The sequence below is a fragment of the Collimonas sp. OK242 genome (genome assembly GCF_900107095.1).
Taxonomy (GTDB): Bacteria; Pseudomonadota; Gammaproteobacteria; order Burkholderiales; family Burkholderiaceae_D; genus Collimonas.
In genome coordinates, this window is sequence record NZ_FNOR01000001.1 from 293711 (window position 1) to 313007 (window position 19297).

The window sequence follows — 19297 nt, forward strand, 5'->3', positions numbered from 1 at the left end:
TGGCTCAAGTGAGGATGTGCGGACCCACATCCTTGATATCTTTAGTACCGGTCAGCGCCATGCTGACATCGAGTTCCTGCTGCAGGATCTGCAGCATCTTGGTGACGCCGGCTTCCCCCATCGCACCCAGGCTGTAGAGGAAGGCGCGACCGATCATGGTGCCCTTGGCGCCCAGGGCGACCGCTTTCAGCACATCCTGGCCGCTGCGGATGCCGCCGTCGAACCAGACTTCAATCTGATCGCCCACCGCATCGACAATCGCCGGCAGCGCCGAGATCGACGACACCGCGCCATCCAGTTGCCGGCCGCCGTGATTGCTGACGACGATGGCGTCGGCGCCGGTAGTGGCGGCGATCTTGGCGTCTTCGACGTCCATAATCCCTTTCAGGATCAGCTTGCCGCCCCATTGTTCCTTGATCCAGGCGATGTCGTCCCAGTTCAGGGTCGGGTCGAACTGGCTGGCAGTCCATTTGCTCAGGGTCACGATGCCATCGGCGCCGGAGACGTGGCCGGCCAGGTTGCCAAACGATTTGCGGCCGCCCAGCGCGCGCAGAGCCCAGCCGGGTTTGCCGGCGAGGTCGAGCAGGTTGGCCAGGGTCATTTTCGGCGGCACCGACATGCCGTTTTTCAGGTCTTTGTGGCGCTGGCCGAGGATTTGCAGATCCAGCGTCAGCACCAGCGCCGAGCATTTGGCGGCCTTGGCGCGCTCGATCAGCGATTTGATGAAACCGCGGTCGCGCATCACGTACAGTTGAAACCAGAACGGCTTGTTGGTGACGCTGGCGACATCTTCGATAGAGCAGATACTCATGGTCGACAGCGTGAACGGGATGCCGAATTTTTCGGCGGCGATGGCGCCCAGCATTTCGCCGTTGGCCCATTGCATGCCGGTCAGGCCGGTAGGCGCGATTGCCACCGGCATCGTCACGTCTTGGCCGATCATGGTGCTGCGGGTGGAGCGTTGATCGACATTGATGGCAACCCGCTGGCGCAAATGCAGCGCGGCGAGGTCGCTGCTGTTGGCGCGGTAGGTTGATTCGGTATACGAGCCGCTGTCGGCATAATCGTAAAATGCTTTAGGTACGCGTTTCTTGGCCAGCAGACGCAGGTCTTCAACGCAGGTAATCACAGGCATAGGGTTCTCTTGGTGACTTGTATGGCGCTATATTAGATGAAAAGAATGCCGCCATAGCAGAAAACAATTGATGTCTGGCATGAAGCATTTTCAAGTCCAACCATGGGATCAGCGATTTTCGGCGAATGAACCGATGCGCAGATCAGCGGATTTGGGCCAGCAATTCCCGTGCCGCCTGCTGGCCGCTGCGCACCGCCGACTCCAGCGTGGCCGGATAGTCGCTGGCGGTGTAGTCGCCGGCCAGCATCAACTTGTCCAGCCCGCTATCGTTGGCGGGCCGCGCCAGTCCCGGGGTGCAGGCGAAGGTGGCGCGCTTTTCCGAAATGACCTTGGTCCAGATTGGCGCTGCCAGTTGCGGCTGCTTGAAGGCTGCGGCCAGTTGTGCGGCGACGGTTTTTGCTAACGCGTCGTGGCCCGCTTGTATGGCGCCGGAGGAGGCGCTGATGACTACCGCCAGCAAGCCCGCCTGAGCCGGATCGAGCTGGCCGCGATCGAACACGAACTGGCCCCAGGCCGCAGTGCCGCCAGCATTTTCCGGATCATCCAGCAAGGCGAAGAAAGGCCGCGGCAGGCGCATGCCGCCAGTATATTGCAGGTAACAGGTGGTAATCGGTTCGTACTCATAACTGCGCAAAGTGGCAAGAAGCCCCGCATCGGCGCTACCGTCCAGCAGCGTGGCCGCGGCTTCGGGCGGCGTGGCGATCACGACGGCATCGAAATCCAGGTTGGCGTCGTTGCCCTGCAACTGCCATTGTGCGCCGTGGCGGCGCAATTGCCTGATGCTGCTGCCGGACTCGACATTGCCGCCGCGTTCCTCGATAAATGCCGCGGCCCTTTGCGGAAACAAGCTGCTCAGGTCCAGCCGTGGCAGCAACATGTCCGATGCGCTTCTGCGGGCGCCGAGGCTGTCGCGTAACACCGCCAGGAACACCTGCGCCGAGGCCTGCTCCGGCCTGGTGTTCAGCGCCGCGATGCATAGCGGCCGCCACATCAGCTGGGTTAAGCGCTCGGTCTGGTCGAAGCGTTCCAGCAGCGTGCTAACGCTGCAATCGTCGTGCAACTGCCAGCCCATCCAGCGCGCGGCCGAAGAAAATCGTGCGAGCGCCAGTTTGTCCTGACGATCCAGGCCCTGCGCGCGCCAGAGCGCAAGCAGCAGATGCAAAGGCGCCGGCAGGCGCGGCGCGATAAAAGTCATGCCGCCGCTATCGGCGGGGTAGCACATTTGCAGGGGCAGGCGCAGCATGGCGCTGGCCGGGTCTATGCCGACCTTGCGCATCATCCGCAGGGTTTGGCTATAGGCGCCGAGCAGGATGTGCTGGCCGTTGTCCAGCGTGACTTCGTTGATGTCGACCCGCCGGGCGCGGCCGCCGAGTTGTCGGCTGGCTTCAAACAGGGTTACCTGGTGGCCAGCCTGCGTCAGCTCCACGGCGGCGGTGCAACCGGCCCAGCCGGCGCCGATCACGGCGATATGTCGCGCTTCTGCGGCCATTTTCAGGAAAAAGGAAAGAACGAAGGAAAGAGCGGTGACGACATGCTGTTAGCCGCGCACATAGGTTTTCCATGCCAGCCACAATTTGCGGATGGGCGTGAGCGAGATGCGCTGATTCAATACATGGAAACCGTCGCGTTCGATCTCGTTCAGCAAGGCCCGATAGATGGCCGCCATCATCAAGCCGGGCCGCTGCGCGCGCCGGTCTTGCTTGGGCAGCATGGCAAATGCGTCGTCGTAGGCTTGCTGGGCGCGCGTTACCTGGAACCGCATCAGCTTGACAAAATTCTCGCTATAACGCGCGTTCAGGATGTCGGCAGCGGTGACGCCGAACTGCTGCAGCTCGTTGACCGGCAGGTAGATACGGCCCTTGCGGCCATCCTCGCCGACGTCGCGGATGATGTTGGTCAATTGGAATGCGAGGCCGAGTTTCTCGGCGAACTGCAGCGTCTGCGGCTGGCTCACGCCAAAAATGCTGGCCGACAGGATGCCGACCACGCCGGCTACATGCCAGCAGTATTGCTTCAAACCCGGATAGTCCAGATAGCGGGTCTGGTTCAGATCCATCTCCATGCCATCGATGATCGCTTGCAGGTGTTTGCCGTCCAATCCGTAAGTGTGCAGATGTGGCTGCAAAGCCTGGGTCACCGGATGCGATGGATTGCCGGCCAGCATGGCTGTGATCTCTTTGCGCCACCACATCAATTTGGTGCGCGCCACGCTCTCGTCGGTGCAGTCGTCGACCGTATCGTCCACCTCGCGGCAGAAGGCATACAGCGCCGTGATGGCGCGCCGCCGCTCTGCCGGCAGGAACAGGAAGCTGTAATAAAAACTGGATCCGCTCTGAGCGGCCTTTTGCTGGCAGTAATCGTCTGGGGACATGGATTTGGGAAGCGGCTTAAAAACAATTTGCCCGAAGTATACGTAAGAACGTCGATTGTTTGCTGATTTTTAGTATTTTCATGGATATGCCCGTCATCCCCGTGAACGCAGCGCCTTCGGGGCGGCTTTGCAGTGCTCTCGCAGTACTCTATCTCATGCGCCAGGCGCGCCAAAGCAGCAGGAACCAGTCGCCTTTGCCCAGTTTCGGACGCTGACGGAACATGTCGTAATCTGCCGCTTCCAGCATTTCCAGGATGCGCAAGCCGCCTTGTATCACCAGCCGCAATTCCCAGCCGATCCGGCCCGGCAGCCGCAGCGCCAACGCCTGGGCGCCGACCATCATGCTGCGCGCGCGTTGCACCTCGAACTGCATCAGCCGGCGCCAGGCGTGATCCACCGTGCCGCCGGCGAGCTGAGCCTGCGACACGCCGAACCGTTGCAGGTCTTCCAGCGGCAGATAAATCCGTCCTTTGTCCCAGTCGATCGCGACATCTTGCCAAAAATTAATCAATTGCAATGCCGAGCAGATGGCATCCGAATCATGCAGGTTTTGTTCGGTGGCCGCGCCATACAAATGCAGCATCAGGGCGCCGACCGGATTGGCGGAGCGCCGGCAGTAATCGAGCAAATCGGTGAACTGGCTGTAGCGGGTAGTGACCACGTCCTGCTTGAAGGCGGACAGCAAATCACGGAACGGCGCCAGCGGCAGCCGGAATTCGACGATCACTTGCTCCAGGGTTCGAAACAAGGGGCTTTCTGCGGCTTGCTTATGTTCTATCCTGTCTAATGCCGCTTCAAAGGCATGCAGTTCGCGCAAGCGCTGGTCGGCGCCGGCGTCGCCTTCGTCGGCGATATCGTCGGCGCTGCGGGCAAATGCGTAGATCGCCTTGACCGCGGGACGCAAACTGGCTGGCAGGAGCAGAGAGGCGACCGGGAAATTTTCGTAATGATTGATAGACATTAAGGCATTAGTTAAGAGACATTGGGACAGCAAGGAAAAGGAAATGTTTTATCAAAAGAACATTTTTTGCTTCTTCCAGTCAGATGCAAAAAAAGCTTTGGGCAAACTTGATCCGGCGCAATTATAATAACTGACTTAAAAGTTATTAACGTTCGACCTGTAGCAACAATGCAGCCCAGAATAGTAAAGGAAAAACCGTGTTGACCCAGATAAATCCGCATCCGGTTGCAGCAACCCGAGCGCTCATGCGCGCTCCCGGGCTGTTGCTTATTTGCACATTACTGTTGGCGGCTTGTTCCAAGCCGGTCGAAAAAGTTGAAGATATCCGCCCGGTGCGCGTGGTGGTGCTGAATCCGGCCAATGCCGACGTCACCTCCGAGTTTCCAGGCGCCGTGCAAGCCCGTTATGAATCGCAACTCGGATTCCGGGTGGCGGGCAAGATCATTGCGCGCCAGGTCGATGTCGGTACTGTCGTCAAGCGCGGCCAGGTACTGATGCGGCTGGATCCGAAAGACCTGCAGCTGGCGCAGGCGCAGGCGGTGGCTGCGCTGAGCTCGGCTACCAGCAATCGCGATACGGCCAGGGCGGACTTGAAGCGCTACCAGGAGCTGCGTGACAAGAATTTCGTCAGCCAGGCGGTATTGGATGCGAAAGAAACGGCGTTCAAGGCCGCCCAAGCCACTTACGACCAGGCTGAAGCAGCGTTCAAAGGACAATCGAACCAGACCGCTTATGCCACTTTGGAGTCGGATGTGGACGGTGTGGTCACCGCCATCAACGCCGAGGCGGGACAAGTCGTTGCGGCAGGTACGCCGGTGGTCAGCGTGGCGCGTCAGGGAGCCAAGGAAGTGGTGGTGGGCGTTCCCGAAAACCAGGTCGATAAGCTGCGCGGCAGCCACGATGTGCAAGTGCGCCTGTGGGCCGATCCCAAGCAAGTGATACAGGGCACGGTACGCGAAGTATCGCCGATTGCCGATCCGGCCACCCGCACTTACGCCATCAAGATCGCGATCCCGGACGATACGCCCAACGTCAAGCTGGGGATGACGGCTTATGCGAGCTTCATCAGCAAGACCAGCGACGATGCGATCAAGGTCCCGCTGACTGCGCTTTTGCGGGTGCAGGATCATAGCGCGGTATGGGTGGTCGAGGGCGGCGCGGTGCGTCAGGTGGCGGTGCAAATCACCGGGCAGCATGGCAACGAAGTGTGGATTCAAGGTGCGCTGCGCGGTGGCCAGCAGGTGGTTACCGCTGGCGTCAACCAACTCAAACCGGGACAGAAAGTCACTATTCTGAATGCGCCGGAAGGCAGTCTGCCCGCGCCTAAAGGCGCGCTGAATCAGTCACTGGCGTCGAACGCCGATTCGGTTGCCACAGCGGCGGGCGGAGCGGCCCGATGAGCGATGGCAAAAAGACCGGTTTCAATCTGTCGCGCTGGGCGCTGGAACACATACCTCTGACGCGTTACCTGATGGTGGTGCTGGTGATCGGCGGCATCCTCAGTTATGGCCGCCTGGGGCAGGACGAAGATCCGCCGTTTACCTTCCGCGCCATGGTGGTATCGGCCCAATGGCCGGGCGCTACCGCCCTGCAAATGGCGGACCAGGTGACCGACAAGCTGGAAAAGAAGCTGCAGGAAACGCCGCACGTCGATACCATCCGCAGTTACTCCAAGCCGGGCGAAACGCTGATCATCCTGCAACTGCAAGAGTCGGCCACGCCGAAGGAGACGGTCGATGCCTGGTATCAGGTGCGCAAGAAGATCGGCGACATCAAGCTGAGCTTGCCGCAAGGTGTGCTGGGGCCTTTCTTCAATGATGAATTCGGCGAAACCTACGGCTCGATTTTCGCAGTCTCGGGCGACGGTTTCAATTATGCCGACGTCAAGGACTACGCCGATTTCGTCCGTCAGCAATTGCTGACCTTGCCGTCGGTTGCCAAGGTGGATTTGTTCGGCGCCCAGGATGAAAAAATATTCATCGAATTTTCGCAGAAGAAATTCTCGCAGCTGGGGATTACCGTACAAGACATCGTCAACCAGCTGAGCGCGCAGAATGCCTTGCAGTCGACCGGTGTGCTGGCGACTGCCACCGACAATCTGCAAATCCGCGTGAGCGGCGCGCTGGCTTCTCCCAAGGATCTGGAAAACCTGCAATTGCGGGCCAATAGCACGACCTTCAGGTTAGGCGATTTTGCCGTCGTCAAGCGCGAATACCAGGATCCGCCGCAGACCAAGATGCGCTTCAACAGCAAGGAAGTGATCGGGCTCGGGGTGTCGATGGTGAAGGGCGGCGACATTATCGAGCTCGGCAAGGATATGGAAAAGATCACGGCTCAGATCAAGGCCAAGCTGCCGGTGGGCATCGACCTGGAACGGGTCTCGAACCAGCCGAAGATCGTCGCCGAATCCGTCAACGAATTCTTGAAGACCTTGATGGAAGCGGTCTTGATCGTGCTGGCGGTGAGTTTCCTGTCGCTCGGCTTTCATACCAAGCCGTTCCGCATCGACGTCCGGCCTGGACTGGTGGTGGCCTTGACGATTCCCTTGGTGCTGGCGATCACTTTCCTGTTCATGAATATCTTCAGCATCGATTTGCACAAGATCTCGCTGGGAGCGCTGATCATTGCGCTGGGTTTGCTGGTCGACGACGCCATCATCGCGGTGGAAATGATGGTGCGCAAGATGGAGGAGGGCTTGTCGCGCCTGGAAGCGGCGACCTTTGCCTACACCTCGACCGCGATGCCGATGCTGACCGGAACGCTGATCACTGCGGCCGGTTTCCTGCCGATCGGCCTGGCCAAATCGGCGGCGGGTGAATATACCTTTTCCATGTTTTCGGTGAATGCGCTGGCCTTGCTGATCTCCTGGCTGGTGGCAGTGTTGTTTACGCCGTATATCGGCTACCTGCTGTTGAAAGTGAAGCCGGCCGCCGGCGCCGACGGGCATCATGAGTTGTTCAATACACCGTTCTATACGCGTGTCAGGAATGCCGTTAACTGGTGCGTCGAGTGGCGCAAGACCACCATCGCCTTGACGCTGATGGTATTTGCATTGGGCGTGTTCGGCTTCAAATTTATCGAAGAACAGTTTTTCCCCGATTCCAGCCGGCCCGAGCTGATGATCGAACTGTGGTTGCCGGAGGGCTCGTCTTTTGCCGCAACCGAAGCCCAGGCCAGGAAGTTCGAAGCATTCATTCATGCCGCGCCCGAACTGGAAAGCATGACCACCTATGTCGGCAGCGGCAGTCCGCGCTTTTATCTGCCGCTGGACCAGATCCTGCCGCAAACCAATGTGGCGCAAGTGGTGTTGCTGACCAAGAACCTGGCGGCGCGCGATGCCCTGCGCCTGAGGATTGCCGAGGCATTCAAACATGGCTTCCCGGAAGTAAGGGGGCGCGTCAAATTGCTGCCTAGCGGCCCGCCGGTGCCGTATGCGGTGCAATTCCGCGTCAGCGGCACCGATGCCGCCAAAGTCAGGACGATTGCCGACCAGGTCAAGAATGTCATGAACGGCAATCCGAATATTATCGGCCTGAATGACAACTGGAACGAGTCGGTCAAGGTGCTGCGGGTAGACCTGGACCAAGATAAGCTGCGCGCCCTCGGCATCGGGTCGCAAACCGTGATGCAGACGGTTAACACCATGTTGACCGGCACCGCCATCGGCCAATATCGCGAGCATGATCGCTTGATCGACATCGTGGTGCGGCAACCGCTGGATGAAAGGGCCACCATCGACGCCTTGAACCAGGCCAACGTGCCGACCGCCAGCGGCAAGTCGGTGCCGCTGGCGCAAATCGCCGCCGTCAAGCTGGTGTGGGAACCTGGCGTCGTGTGGCGCGAATGGCGTAATTGGGCCATCACGGTGCAAGCCGATGTGATCGATGGCGTGCAAGGGCCGACTGTCACCGACCAGATCAATCCTCAGCTCGACAAGATAAGAGCGCAATTGCCGCCGGGCTACCTGATTGACGTCGCCGGCGCGGCCCATGATAGCGGCAAGGCGCAGGCTTCGATTGCCGCCAACGTGCCGCTGGTGATCTTCATTATCTTCACCTTGCTGATGCTGCAATTGCATAGCTTTTCGCGTTCCTTGCTGGTATTCCTGACCGGGCCGCTGGGCATTGCCGGTGCGGCGGCGGCGTTGTTGCTGTTGCAGCGGCCGTTCGGGTTTGTCGCCCAGCTGGGTGTGATCGCACTGTTTGGCATGATCATCCGCAACTCGGTGATCCTGATCGACCAGATCGAACACGATATCGCCAATGGCGTGGCGCCGTGGAATGCGATTGTCGAGGCGGCGGTGCGCCGTTGCCGGCCGATCATGCTGACCGCGGCGGCGGCGGTGCTGGCCATGATTCCCTTGTCGCATTCGGTGTTCTGGGGACCGATGGCGGTAGCGATCATGGGTGGCCTGATTGTTGCGACCGGCTTGACCCTGTTGTTTTTGCCGGCGCTGTATGCGGCCTGGTTCCGGGTTGAGAAGCCGCAATAGGTCGAGCAAGCTTGAGGTAGCGCTCGGGGTGCGCTCAAGCGAGTGGAAATTTGACCTGAAAATGCGCCGGCCTATCGCCATATCGGACAGCTTGCAGTAGAATAGCGGGCTGTCCAATCTTGCTGGGCAGGTTTGTGCTGTAAATGTGAGGAATGTTGGCAGCGCTTTGGAAATGCGACCGTGGCGAAATTGGTAGACGCAACAGGTTTAGGTCCTGTCGAGAGCAATCTTGTGGAGGTTCGAGTCCTCTCGGTCGCACCAGCTCTGTCAATATGATTGGCGGTTAGCTGAGCATGGAAGAACCCTCTGATGAGGGTTTTTTTACGCCTGCAATTTTTCTCTTAAATAATACACTCGAATTTCCCTTGCAATGGCCGGCTGCAAACGGATTCCCCGACATACAATCGTAATTTCTTTCCTGGAATAGATATGCGTACAAAATCCTTGGTGTTGATCGTATCGCTTGCTTTGGGTTTGGCGGCAATTGCGATGGGTTCGGTGCAGGCAGCGACGGAGCAGGTGGGTGAGGTGAGTACCGCGTTTCGCTGGGTCGGGCGCAATGACCGGGTGGTAGTCGAGGCTTACGACGATCCCAAGGTGCAAGGGGTTACCTGCTATGTGTCGCGGGCACGTACCGGCGGCGTCAAGGGCACGGTAGGATTGGCCGAGGACCGGGCGGAGGCGTCGATAGCCTGTCGCCAGGTCGCCGCTACGGTGCAGTTCGGCGCCAAGCTGCCGCTGCAGGAAGATGTATTTACCGAGCGCATGTCGGTGCTGTTCAAGCGCCTGCATATTGTGCGGCTGGTCGATCCCAAGCGTAATACACTGGTGTATCTGACCTATTCGGATAAATTGATCGACGGCAGCCCGCAAAACAGTGTCACGGCGGTGCCGGTGCCGGCCAGTAGCCCGATTCCGCTCAAATAAGCGGGCTCGTTGTAGCGTTATTTATAGCGCTATTGCGGCAGCGGAGTGACGCGTTTTGGCGCAACCGGCTGTTTTACGTATAGAATATCGGACTTTAGCGCGGCTGGGCTGGGGTTGAAATGACAATATTTCATCGCTTTACTCCATATTTGCCTTAGCCGCACCACGGAATTTTTAATTTTTGGACGATCCACATGGCAACTGCAGTCGAAACTCTGGATAAACTTGAACGCCGCCTTACCCTCACTATCGCTCTGAGCGAAGTGCAAACCGAAGTCGAAAAGCGCCTGAAAGTTCGCGCCCGCACAGCAAAAGCACCTGGCTTCCGCCCAGGTAAAGTGCCGATGAAGATGGTCGCTGCACAATATGGCTATCAGGTCGAAACCGAAGTGCTGAACGACAAGGTCGGCAATGCTTTCAACACCGCTGCCAACGAAAACAACCTGCGTGTTGCCGGTTACCCGAAGATCGAGCCAAAGAACAGCGAAGGCGTGGCTGAAGGCACGCTGGCGTTCGACGCTACTTTCGAAATCTATCCTGAAGTCAAGATCGGCGATCTGACCAGCGTTGAAGTCGAAAAAACCAAGGCTGAAGTCAGCGACGCTGAAATCGACAAAACCATCGATATCCTGCGCAAGCAACGCGTGCACTACCACGTCAAGGGCGAGCAAGGCGCGCACGGCGATGGCGGCAGCGATCTGACAGCCAAGAACGGCGACCGCGTGACTGTCGACTTCGTCGGCAAGATAGCCGGCGTTGAATTCCAAGGCGGCAAAGCTGACGATTACGCATACGTACTGGGCGAAGGCCGCATGTTGCCTGAGTTCGAGAATGCGACTATCGGTTTGAAAGTCGGCGAATCCAAGACCTTTGAACTGGCTTTCCCTGCGGACTACCATGGCAAGGACGTCGCCGGCAAGACAGCAGAATTCACCATCACGCTGAAGAAGCTGGAATGGGCGCACCTGCCGGAGGTTGATGCCGAATTTGCAAAGACCCTGGGCATCGAAGACGGCGATCTGACAAAAATGCGCGCTGACATCAAGCTCAACCTGGAGCGCGAAGTCGGTTCCCGCGTCAAGGCCAAGAACAAAGACAGCGTCATGGATGCACTGATCAAGGTCAGCGCTCTGGAAGTGCCGAAAGCGCTGGTCGAGCAAGACGTCGAGCGCCTGGTCGAAATGACACGCCAGGATATGGCGCAGCGTGGCATGAAGGTCAACGACATGCCGTTCCCGCCAGAGCTGTTCACAGCCCAGGCTGAGCGCCGCGTTCGTCTGGGTCTGATCCTGGCCGAAGTGGTCAAGGAAAACAAACTGCAGGCAACTCCTGAGCAAGTTAAGGCCCAGGTTGAAGATTTCGCCCAAAGCTACGAAGATCCACAGCAAGTCCTGAAATATTATTTCAGCGATCGCCGCCGCCTGGCAGAGGTCGAAGCCCTTGTTTTGGAAGAAAACGTCGTTAACTACGTGTTGGGCAAATCGAAAGTGACTGAAAAAGCGGTCGCGTTCGATGAATTGATGAGCAACAACGGGCAACAGGCTTAATCGAGCTGTAGTTCAGCTGCACTCCAGGTCCAGGCGCAAGTCTGGACCTGTTCGGTGGATAGATTAAGTTTTGAGCGCTCTCCATAAGGAAAAATATGACAGGCTTTAATCGTAATTCGGCACTGGATACCGACATGCTTGGCATGGTGCCTATCGTGATTGAGCAGAGTGGCCGCGGCGAGCGATCCTATGATATTTATTCGCGTTTGCTGCGTGAGCGTGTGATTTTCCTGGTGGGTCCGGTCAATGACCAGACCGCCAACCTGATCGTGGCGCAATTGCTGTTCCTGGAAAGTGAAAATCCTGACAAGGATGTTTCTTTGTACATCAATTCTCCTGGCGGTTCGGTGTCGGCCGGCATGGCGATTTTTGATACCATGCAGTTCATCAAGCCGGACGTTTCCACCTTGTGTACCGGGATGGCGGCTTCCATGGGTGCCTTCCTGCTGGCGGCCGGCGCCAAGGGCAAGCGCTTCTCGCTGCCTAACTCGCGCATCATGATTCACCAGCCTTTGGGCGGCGCTCAAGGGCAGGCTTCGGATATCGAAATCCAGGCACGCGAAATCCTGTATTTGCGCGAGCGCCTGAATGGTATCCTGGCTGACAAGACCGGCAGAACCATTGAGCAGATCAGCAAGGATACGGATCGGGATAATTTCATGTCTGCCGATGCAGCTGTGGAATATGGCCTGATTGATAAAGTCCTGGCGACACGCGCTTGATTGCACAGTGATAGACGGAATGCTAGGCGCCCGGCCCCAAAGGTACGGGCGTTTTGCTTTTCAAAAATCGCCCGAGCGTGACGGATTTGGATTTCACGGGTAATATAAATTCAATACCGGATTTCAATGCCGGATATCGGTGCTGCAAATCAATGCTGCGGTCCACCCTCTAAAGTTTTACTTAAACTCTGCCCTTTATGTCTGATAAAAAATCTTCCAGCGGCGAAAAACTGCTTTATTGTTCCTTCTGCGGCAAAAGCCAGCATGAAGTGAAAAAACTCATCGCCGGGCCGTCGGTATTCATTTGTGATGAATGTATCGATCTCTGTAATGACATCATTACCGATGAAGCTTCGAACGTCGAGACGCTGGATGGTCAAAAATCGGAACTGCCGATCCCGCAAGAGATTTGCGAGCTGCTCGATCAGTACGTAATCGGCCAGGAGCCTGCCAAGCGGATTTTGTCGGTGGCGGTGTACAACCACTACAAACGTCTCAAGCATCTCGGCAAGAAGGACGATATCGAACTGGCAAAAAGCAATATTTTGCTGGTGGGTCCAACCGGCTCCGGCAAAACCTTGCTGGCGCAAACTTTGGCGCGCATGCTGAATGTACCGTTCGTGATCGCCGACGCCACTACCTTGACCGAAGCCGGTTATGTCGGTGAGGACGTTGAAAACATCATTCAGAAATTGCTGCAAAATTGCAATTACGAAGTCGAGAAGGCGCAAAGAGGCATCGTCTATATCGATGAAATCGACAAGATTTCCCGTAAGTCGGATAACCCGTCGATTACCCGCGACGTGTCAGGTGAAGGTGTGCAACAGGCTTTGCTGAAGCTGATCGAAGGCACCATGGCTTCGGTACCGCCACAGGGCGGGCGCAAACATCCGAATCAGGATTTCGTGCAAATCGACACCACCAATATCCTGTTCATTTGCGGCGGTGCTTTTGATGGCCTGGCCAAGATCATTTCCGAGCGTTCGGAAAAGAGCGGAATCGGTTTTTCGGCAAATGTGAAAAGCCAGAGCCAGCGGACTTCCAGCGAAGTGTTGCTGGATGCCGAGCCGGAGGACTTGACGCGCTTCGGCTTGATTCCGGAGTTGGTCGGCCGTCTGCCGGTGATTGCGACGCTGGCCGAACTGAACGAGGAAGCGCTGATCGAGATCCTGATCGCGCCGAAGAACGCCCTGGTCAAGCAATACTCGAAATTGCTGCAGATGGAAGGCGCTGAGCTGGAAATCCGGCCTGCCGCGCTGCAAGCCATCGCCAAACGCGCCTTGGCGCGTAAAACCGGTGCGCGCGGTTTGCGTTCGATCCTGGAGCATGTATTGCTCGACGTAATGTACGACTTGCCTAGCCAGCAAAATGTCGCCAAGGTCGTCGTCGATGAGAATACCGTCAACAACGGTGCGAAACCATTGTTGATTTACCATGATCAGCCTAAGGTGTCCGGCGCAAAATAATAGGCAGCCTTAAAAATTCCGTCGTCCCCGCGAAGGCGGGGATGACGCCAAATTTTGGTAAATTTGTAAAACCATGTAAAAAGCAGGGGTTTAAGCAGGTTTTTGACCTAAAAGTAGTACAATTTACCAAAATATACGATTTGGCTTCAATCGCAAAGCCACCCGAAGTTAACTTCGCGTGTGGCTTTTTTATTGGCCATCGCAAATGCATCGCAAATAGAAGTGGTGATTTATTGTTGAAACCGGGGCTTGAGTTTCGGCCACTCGTGCCAACATCATTAATAAGTTTTTTTGATAGGGCTCACCATGACGACTTCTACATTTACTGAACAAACTCAGTTACCTCTCTTGCCTTTACGGGATGTCGTGGTATTCCCGCATATGGTGATTCCATTGTTCGTCGGCCGCCCGAAATCGATCAAGGCTCTTGAAGCTGCGATGGAGCAGGGCAAGAGCATCATGCTCGCGGCCCAGAAAGCCGCGGCCAAGGACGAGCCGTCGCCGGACGATATTTATGAAATCGGCTGCGTGGCCAACATCTTGCAAATGTTGAAATTGCCTGATGGCACGGTCAAAGTGCTGGTGGAAGGGGCGCAACGCGCCCGCATTCATCACATCAGCGAACTTGACACGCATTTTGTCGCCGATCTGACGCCGGTAGAATCCGAGTTGGGCGATGAGGCCGAGGTGGAAGCGATGCGTCGCGCCATCGTTCAGCAATTCGACCAGTACGTCAAACTGAACAAGAAAATCCCGCCGGAGATCCTGACTTCGCTGTCCGGCATCGACGACGCCGGCCGCCTGGCCGATACCATTGCCGCGCACTTGCCGCTGAAGCTTGAGCAAAAGCAGGTGATCCTGGAGATTTTCAATATCGCCAAGCGTTACGAGCACCTGCTGGGCCAGCTCGAAGGCGAGTTGGATATCCTGCAAGTTGAGAAGCGCATCCGCGGCCGCGTCAAACGTCAGATGGAAAAATCGCAGCGAGAATACTATCTGAACGAACAGGTCAAGGCGATCCAGAAAGAATTGGGCGAAGGCGAAGAAGGCGCGGATCTGGAAGAGCTGGAAAAGAAGATCCTGTCTGCCAAGATGCCTAAGGAAGCGCTGGAAAAGGCGCAGAGCGAACTGAAGAAGCTGAAGCTGATGTCGCCGATGTCGGCCGAAGCGACGGTGGTGCGCAACTATATCGATACGCTGGTCGCTTTGCCATGGAAGAAAAAGTCCAAGGTCAACAATGAGCTGGGCAATGCGGAAAAAGTATTGGAAGGCGATCACTACGGCCTTGATAAGGTTAAAGAACGCATCCTGGAATATCTTGCCGTGCAACAGCGCGTCGACAAACTGAAAGCGCCGATCCTGTGTTTCGTCGGTCCTCCGGGCGTGGGTAAAACCTCGCTGGGCCAATCGATCGCCCGTGCCACCAATCGCAAATTCGTGCGGATGGCCCTGGGTGGTGTGCGCGATGAAGCCGAGATCCGCGGTCATCGCCGTACCTACATCGGCTCCATGCCGGGCAAGATCTTGCAAAGCCTGTCCAAGGTCGGGGTGCGCAACCCGCTGTTCCTGCTGGATGAGATCGACAAGCTCGGTATGGATTTCCGTGGCGATCCATCGTCGGCCCTGCTGGAAGTGCTTGATCCTGAACAAAACCATACGTTCTCGGACCATTACATCGAAGTCGATTTCGATTTGTCGGATGTGATGTTCGTGGCGACTTCGAACTCTTTCAACATCCCGCCGGCGCTGCTGGACCGGATGGAAGTGATTCGTTTGTCCGGCTATACCGAAGACGAGAAGACCAATATCGCGTTGCGCTATCTGCTGCCTAAACAAATCAAGAACAATGGTTTGAAGGTCGAGGAAATCAGCCTTGCCGAAGGTGCAATTCGCGACATCATTCGTTATTACACGCGTGAAGCCGGGGTTCGTTCGCTTGAGCGGGAAATCTCGAAAATCTGCCGCAAGGTGGTGAAACTGCTGCTGTTGAAGAAGCAAGAGAAGAAGGTGGCTGTCACTTCCAAGAACATCGATAAATTCCTCGGTGTGCGGCGCTTCGACTACGGCGTTGCCGAGAAAGAAAATCAAATCGGCCAGGTGGTCGGCTTGGCGTGGACTGAAGTGGGCGGTGAATTGCTGACCATCGAAGCCGTCAAGATGCCAGGCAAGGGGGCGATCATTCGTACCGGCACCCTGGGCGATGTGATGAAGGAATCGATTGAGGCAGCGCGCACCGTCATGCGTAGCCGTGCCGCCAAGCTTGGCATCAAGAGTGAGGCGTTCGAGAAGAGCGATATCCATATCCACGTGCCCGAAGGCGCGACACCAAAAGACGGTCCGTCGGCCGGTGTCGGGATGACTACCGCTTTGGTCTCGATCTTTACCGGGATTCCGGTGCGTGCCGATGTCGCCATGACTGGCGAAATCACTTTGCGCGGCGAGGTCTTGCCGATCGGCGGCTTGAAAGAGAAGCTGCTGGCGGCACATCGCGGCGGCATCAAGACGGTATTGATTCCGGAGCAGAATGTGAAGGACCTGGCCGAGATCCCGGACAACGTCAAGAACAAGCTGGAAATCGTACCGGTGCGCTGGATCGACAAAGTGCTGGAGATCGCTCTGGAGCGGCAGCCGGTGCCGTTGACCGAAGAGGAAGCCATGCTGGATGCGACGGTCGCCAAGAGTAGCGAGAAGGCCGATCCCAGTGTAGTCAAGCATTAAGTTGGCACTAAGCTGCCAGGAGATTGGAATAAGCCGTTGAATCCACAGGCTTAATTTCGTTCTTTAAAAAAGCGCTCGCAAGGGCGCTTTTTTTATGCGCGCGCGCATCTGATGTTGAATATATCAAGTTTGTAAAATCAAGTTAAACCCCTGCCATAGCGCCCGTAAAGCGCTTGACACAAGGCTTTGCGGCTTGTTTAATACGTCCTTGCAGATTTTTTTCGCACTCCGTCTGCGATGATTTTACGAAAAAATACTGGAACATCCGCCATCTCGAATTGCCATCCATGTGAGGGGACTTAAGTGAATAAAACAGAATTAATCGATCACATAGCCAAGTCAGCAGATATCTCCAAAGCCGCGTCGGCGCGCGCATTGGACGCTGTGGTCGCCGCCGTTAAAACCACTCTGAAGAAGAGCGGCTCCGTGACGCTGGTCGGCTTTGGCACGTTCTCGGTGAGCAAACGTGCAGCGCGTACCGGCCGTAATCCACGTACCGGAGAGGCAATTAAAATCAAGGCAGCGAAAGTTCCTAAATTTAAGCCTGGCAAAGCGCTGAAAGATGCTGTAAACTAGCATCTTTTGGCGTGGTGACAAACGCCAAATGTTTGACTGGCTAATCTGTCGTGTTTTCTTTCAGGTGGTTTTGTGTTGATCCTGATAAATCCGGCAAGCGAGGGTGCTTAGCTCAGTTGGTAGAGCGGCGCCCTTACAAGGCGTAGGTCGGGAGTTCGAGCCTCTCAGCACCCACCAACAACAGTCAGGCGAAAAATTGCGAATTTGCTGTATAAGATTTGCGAATAGTAGTTTTAGGAGTGGTAGTTCAGCTGGTTAGAATACCGGCCTGTCACGCCGGGGGTCGCGGGTTCGAGTCCCGTCCACTCCGCCAAAATACAAAAAAGGCGAACGAGAGTTCGCCTTTTTTCTTATGTCCATCTGGTTTGTATTGCAGCCTTACTTGATCTCGATTGGCCGACCATGTTTGAATTTGTCCGTACCCACCAGCGCTTGATGCAATTCCTGTTGCTGTTGTTGATCATCCCTTCGTTTGCTCTAGTCGGGCTGCAAAGTTATAGCAGTTTTGGCGATGGCGCCAACACGGTGGCGAAAGTCGCCGGCCAGCCGATCAGCAAGCAGGATCTGGACGCTGCCTTGCGCCAGCAAATGGATAGCATGCGCCAGGCGTTCGGCGAGCGCTTCGACCCGAAGATGCTGGAGACGCCGGAAGCCAAGCAAGGCGTACTGGACAATCTGATCTCGCAGCGTGTGTTGGCCGCGACCGTCAACAGCGAGCACCTGTCCGTATCCGATCAAAGCTTGCAGCAAGCTATTCTCGGCGTGCCGGCATTGCAGGGCGCGGATGGCAAGTTCGATAATGAACGATACAAGGCTTTGCTGGCGGCACAAGGCATGGCGCCGACCATGTACGAAGCCCGTCTGCGGCAGGACATGGCCATGCAGCAATTGAATGGTGCGGTGCAGGCAACCGCGTTTACACCTAAAACCGTCGCCACGCGTTTGTCTGATATCAATGATCAGGAACGTGACGTGCAGGAATTGCTGTTCAAGACTGCCGACTATGCCGCGCAGGTGAAAGTCACTGACGCCATGCTGCAGGACTATTACGCCAAGAACGCCAAGGCATTCGAGATTCCCGAACAAATCAAGGCCGACTATGTGCTGCTCGACAGCGCCGCGATTGCCGCGCAAGTGACGGTCAGCGATGCCGATATCAAATCCTATTACGATCAGAACCTGAAAAGTTATACAACGCCGGAAGAGCGCCGCGCCAGCCATATCCTGATTTCGGTAAAAAAGGATGCGCCGGCTGCCGAGCAGGCTGCGGCCAAAGCCAAGGCCGAGAGTTTGCTGGCAGAAGTGCGCAAGAATCCGGCTGATTTTGCCAAAGTAGCCAAGGCCAATTCGCAAGATACTGCGTCTGCTGAAATGGGCGGCGATCTCGGTTATTTCGGCAACGGCATGATGGTCAAGCCTTTCGACGATGCCGCCAGCAAGCTGAAGCAAGGCGAGATCAGCGATCTGGTGCAATCCGATTTCGGTTATCACATTATCGAACTGACCGGCATCAAGGCTGCCCAGGTCAAGCCGCTGGATGAGGTCAAGGCGGAAATCGGCGCTGAAATCAAGAAACAACTGGCGGCGCGCAAATTCACTGAAATGGCAGAAGCATTCAGCAATACGGTGTATGAACAGGGCGACAGCCTGAAGGCGGTCGCTGACAAGCTGCATCTGCAAATTCAATCGGCGGCGAATCTGGGCCGCCAGCAGAATCCAGCCGTTGCGCCTGCCGTTCCATACAACAACCAAAAATTCCTGACGGCGCTGTATGCGGACGAGTCCTTGAAGAACAAGCATAATACCGAAGCAATCGAAGTTGCGCCGAATACGTTTATCGCGGGTCATGTCGTTGAATACAAGCCGGTCACGAAACGCTCGTTTGAAGAAGTCCAGGCGATTATCCGCGACAAGGTTACCCGCAGCGAAGAAGCTGCACTGGCCAGGAAAGCCGGCGAAGCAAAGCTGGCAGCTTTGAAGGCACAAGACGGCGGCAGCGCCAGCGATTTCGGCGCAACGCAAACCGTATCGCGCGCCAAGAGCCAAGGTATCGATCCGTTGGCATTCGAGGCGGTGATGAAGGCCAATGTCAATAAATTGCCGGCCTACGTCGGCGTGACGTTGCCGCAGCAGGGTTATGCGCTGTACCGCATAGCCAAGATCGGTCAGCCGGCAGCCCAGGATCAGGCGCGTCGCGTCGCCGAACAGCAGCAAATTACCGGCGTCCTGGCGCAGCAGGAAATGCTGGCTTATGTGAATGTGCTGAAAGAGAAAGCCAAGGTCAAGATCCTGAAGCCGCTGGCAGTGACACCGGTTGACGGCGGCGATAAGCAAAACTGATATGGCTAAATCGACTAAAGCGATTTGATCAGGCCGGATTGA

General features: G+C 56.5%; 13 protein-coding genes and 3 tRNA genes. 12 read left to right on the forward strand and 4 right to left on the reverse strand.

Annotated features, from left to right (window positions below; translation table 11 throughout):
- Window positions 1-4: 4 nt before the first annotated feature.
- The 4 genes from BLV81_RS01360 to hpnC form a co-directional block, all read right to left on the reverse strand.
- Entirely contained in the window at window positions 5-1135 is a 1131-nt protein-coding gene (locus tag BLV81_RS01360) for an alpha-hydroxy acid oxidase (protein WP_092351619.1), read from the reverse strand.
- A 142-nt stretch (window positions 1136-1277) separates the two neighbouring features.
- A complete protein-coding gene (hpnE, locus tag BLV81_RS01365) occupies window positions 1278-2624 on the reverse strand; it encodes a hydroxysqualene dehydroxylase HpnE (RefSeq protein WP_092351621.1) in 1347 nt (448 codons plus the stop codon).
- Between the two features lie 48 nt (window positions 2625-2672).
- Window positions 2673-3506, reverse strand: coding sequence for a presqualene diphosphate synthase HpnD (gene hpnD / locus BLV81_RS01370; protein ID WP_092351623.1), 834 nt, complete (start codon window positions 3504-3506; stop codon window positions 2673-2675).
- Window positions 3507-3654: 148 nt separating this feature from the next.
- Window positions 3655-4467, reverse strand: coding sequence for a squalene synthase HpnC (gene hpnC / locus BLV81_RS01375; RefSeq protein WP_092351625.1), 813 nt, complete (start codon window positions 4465-4467; stop codon window positions 3655-3657).
- A gap of 197 nt (window positions 4468-4664) precedes the next feature.
- On the opposite strand from hpnC, the gene BLV81_RS01380 reads away from it, so the two are divergent.
- The 12 genes from BLV81_RS01380 to BLV81_RS01435 all read left to right on the forward strand — a co-directional run bounded on the left by BLV81_RS01380 (window position 4665) and on the right by BLV81_RS01435 (window position 19255).
- Window positions 4665-5867 (forward strand): efflux RND transporter periplasmic adaptor subunit, encoded by a 1203-nt coding sequence (locus BLV81_RS01380; protein ID WP_092351627.1) that lies wholly within the window; start codon window positions 4665-4667, stop codon window positions 5865-5867.
- On the forward strand, window positions 5864-8959 hold the full coding sequence (locus tag BLV81_RS01385; RefSeq protein ID WP_092351629.1) for an efflux RND transporter permease subunit: 3096 nt from the start codon (window positions 5864-5866) through the stop codon (window positions 8957-8959). Before BLV81_RS01380 ends, BLV81_RS01385 begins: the two co-directional genes overlap by 4 nt.
- Before the next feature lie 174 nt (window positions 8960-9133).
- A tRNA-Leu gene (locus BLV81_RS01390) sits at window positions 9134-9220 on the forward strand.
- A gap of 168 nt (window positions 9221-9388) precedes the next feature.
- Window positions 9389-9886, forward strand: coding sequence for a CreA family protein (locus BLV81_RS01395; RefSeq protein ID WP_092351631.1), 498 nt, complete (start codon window positions 9389-9391; stop codon window positions 9884-9886).
- Between the two features lie 194 nt (window positions 9887-10080).
- Window positions 10081-11433 carry a trigger factor gene (gene tig / locus BLV81_RS01400; RefSeq protein ID WP_092351633.1) on the forward strand — a complete coding sequence of 451 codons (1353 nt, stop codon included), beginning with the start codon at window positions 10081-10083 and terminating at the stop codon, window positions 11431-11433.
- A gap of 95 nt (window positions 11434-11528) precedes the next feature.
- Window positions 11529-12155: an ATP-dependent Clp endopeptidase proteolytic subunit ClpP gene (gene clpP, locus BLV81_RS01405; protein ID WP_092351635.1), complete on the forward strand. Its 627-nt coding sequence runs from the start codon at window positions 11529-11531 to the stop codon at window positions 12153-12155.
- A 197-nt stretch (window positions 12156-12352) separates the two neighbouring features.
- Window positions 12353-13621, forward strand: a complete 1269-nt coding sequence (gene clpX / locus BLV81_RS01410; protein WP_092351637.1) for an ATP-dependent Clp protease ATP-binding subunit ClpX — start codon at window positions 12353-12355, stop codon at window positions 13619-13621.
- 306 nt (window positions 13622-13927) lie between these two features.
- The gene (gene lon / locus BLV81_RS01415; RefSeq protein WP_092351639.1) at window positions 13928-16339 is read left to right on the forward strand and encodes an endopeptidase La; all 2412 of its coding nucleotides are present in this window, start codon (window positions 13928-13930) and stop codon (window positions 16337-16339) included.
- A 303-nt stretch (window positions 16340-16642) separates the two neighbouring features.
- Window positions 16643-16915, forward strand: coding sequence for an HU family DNA-binding protein (locus BLV81_RS01420; protein ID WP_092351641.1), 273 nt, complete (start codon window positions 16643-16645; stop codon window positions 16913-16915).
- A 101-nt stretch (window positions 16916-17016) separates the two neighbouring features.
- Window positions 17017-17092, forward strand: a tRNA-Val gene (locus BLV81_RS01425).
- Window positions 17093-17151: 59 nt separating this feature from the next.
- Window positions 17152-17228: transfer RNA gene (locus tag BLV81_RS01430), tRNA-Asp, on the forward strand.
- 89 nt (window positions 17229-17317) lie between these two features.
- Window positions 17318-19255, forward strand: a complete 1938-nt coding sequence (locus BLV81_RS01435) for a SurA N-terminal domain-containing protein (RefSeq protein ID WP_092351643.1) — start codon at window positions 17318-17320, stop codon at window positions 19253-19255.
- The last annotated feature ends 42 nt before the right edge of the window (window positions 19256-19297 follow it).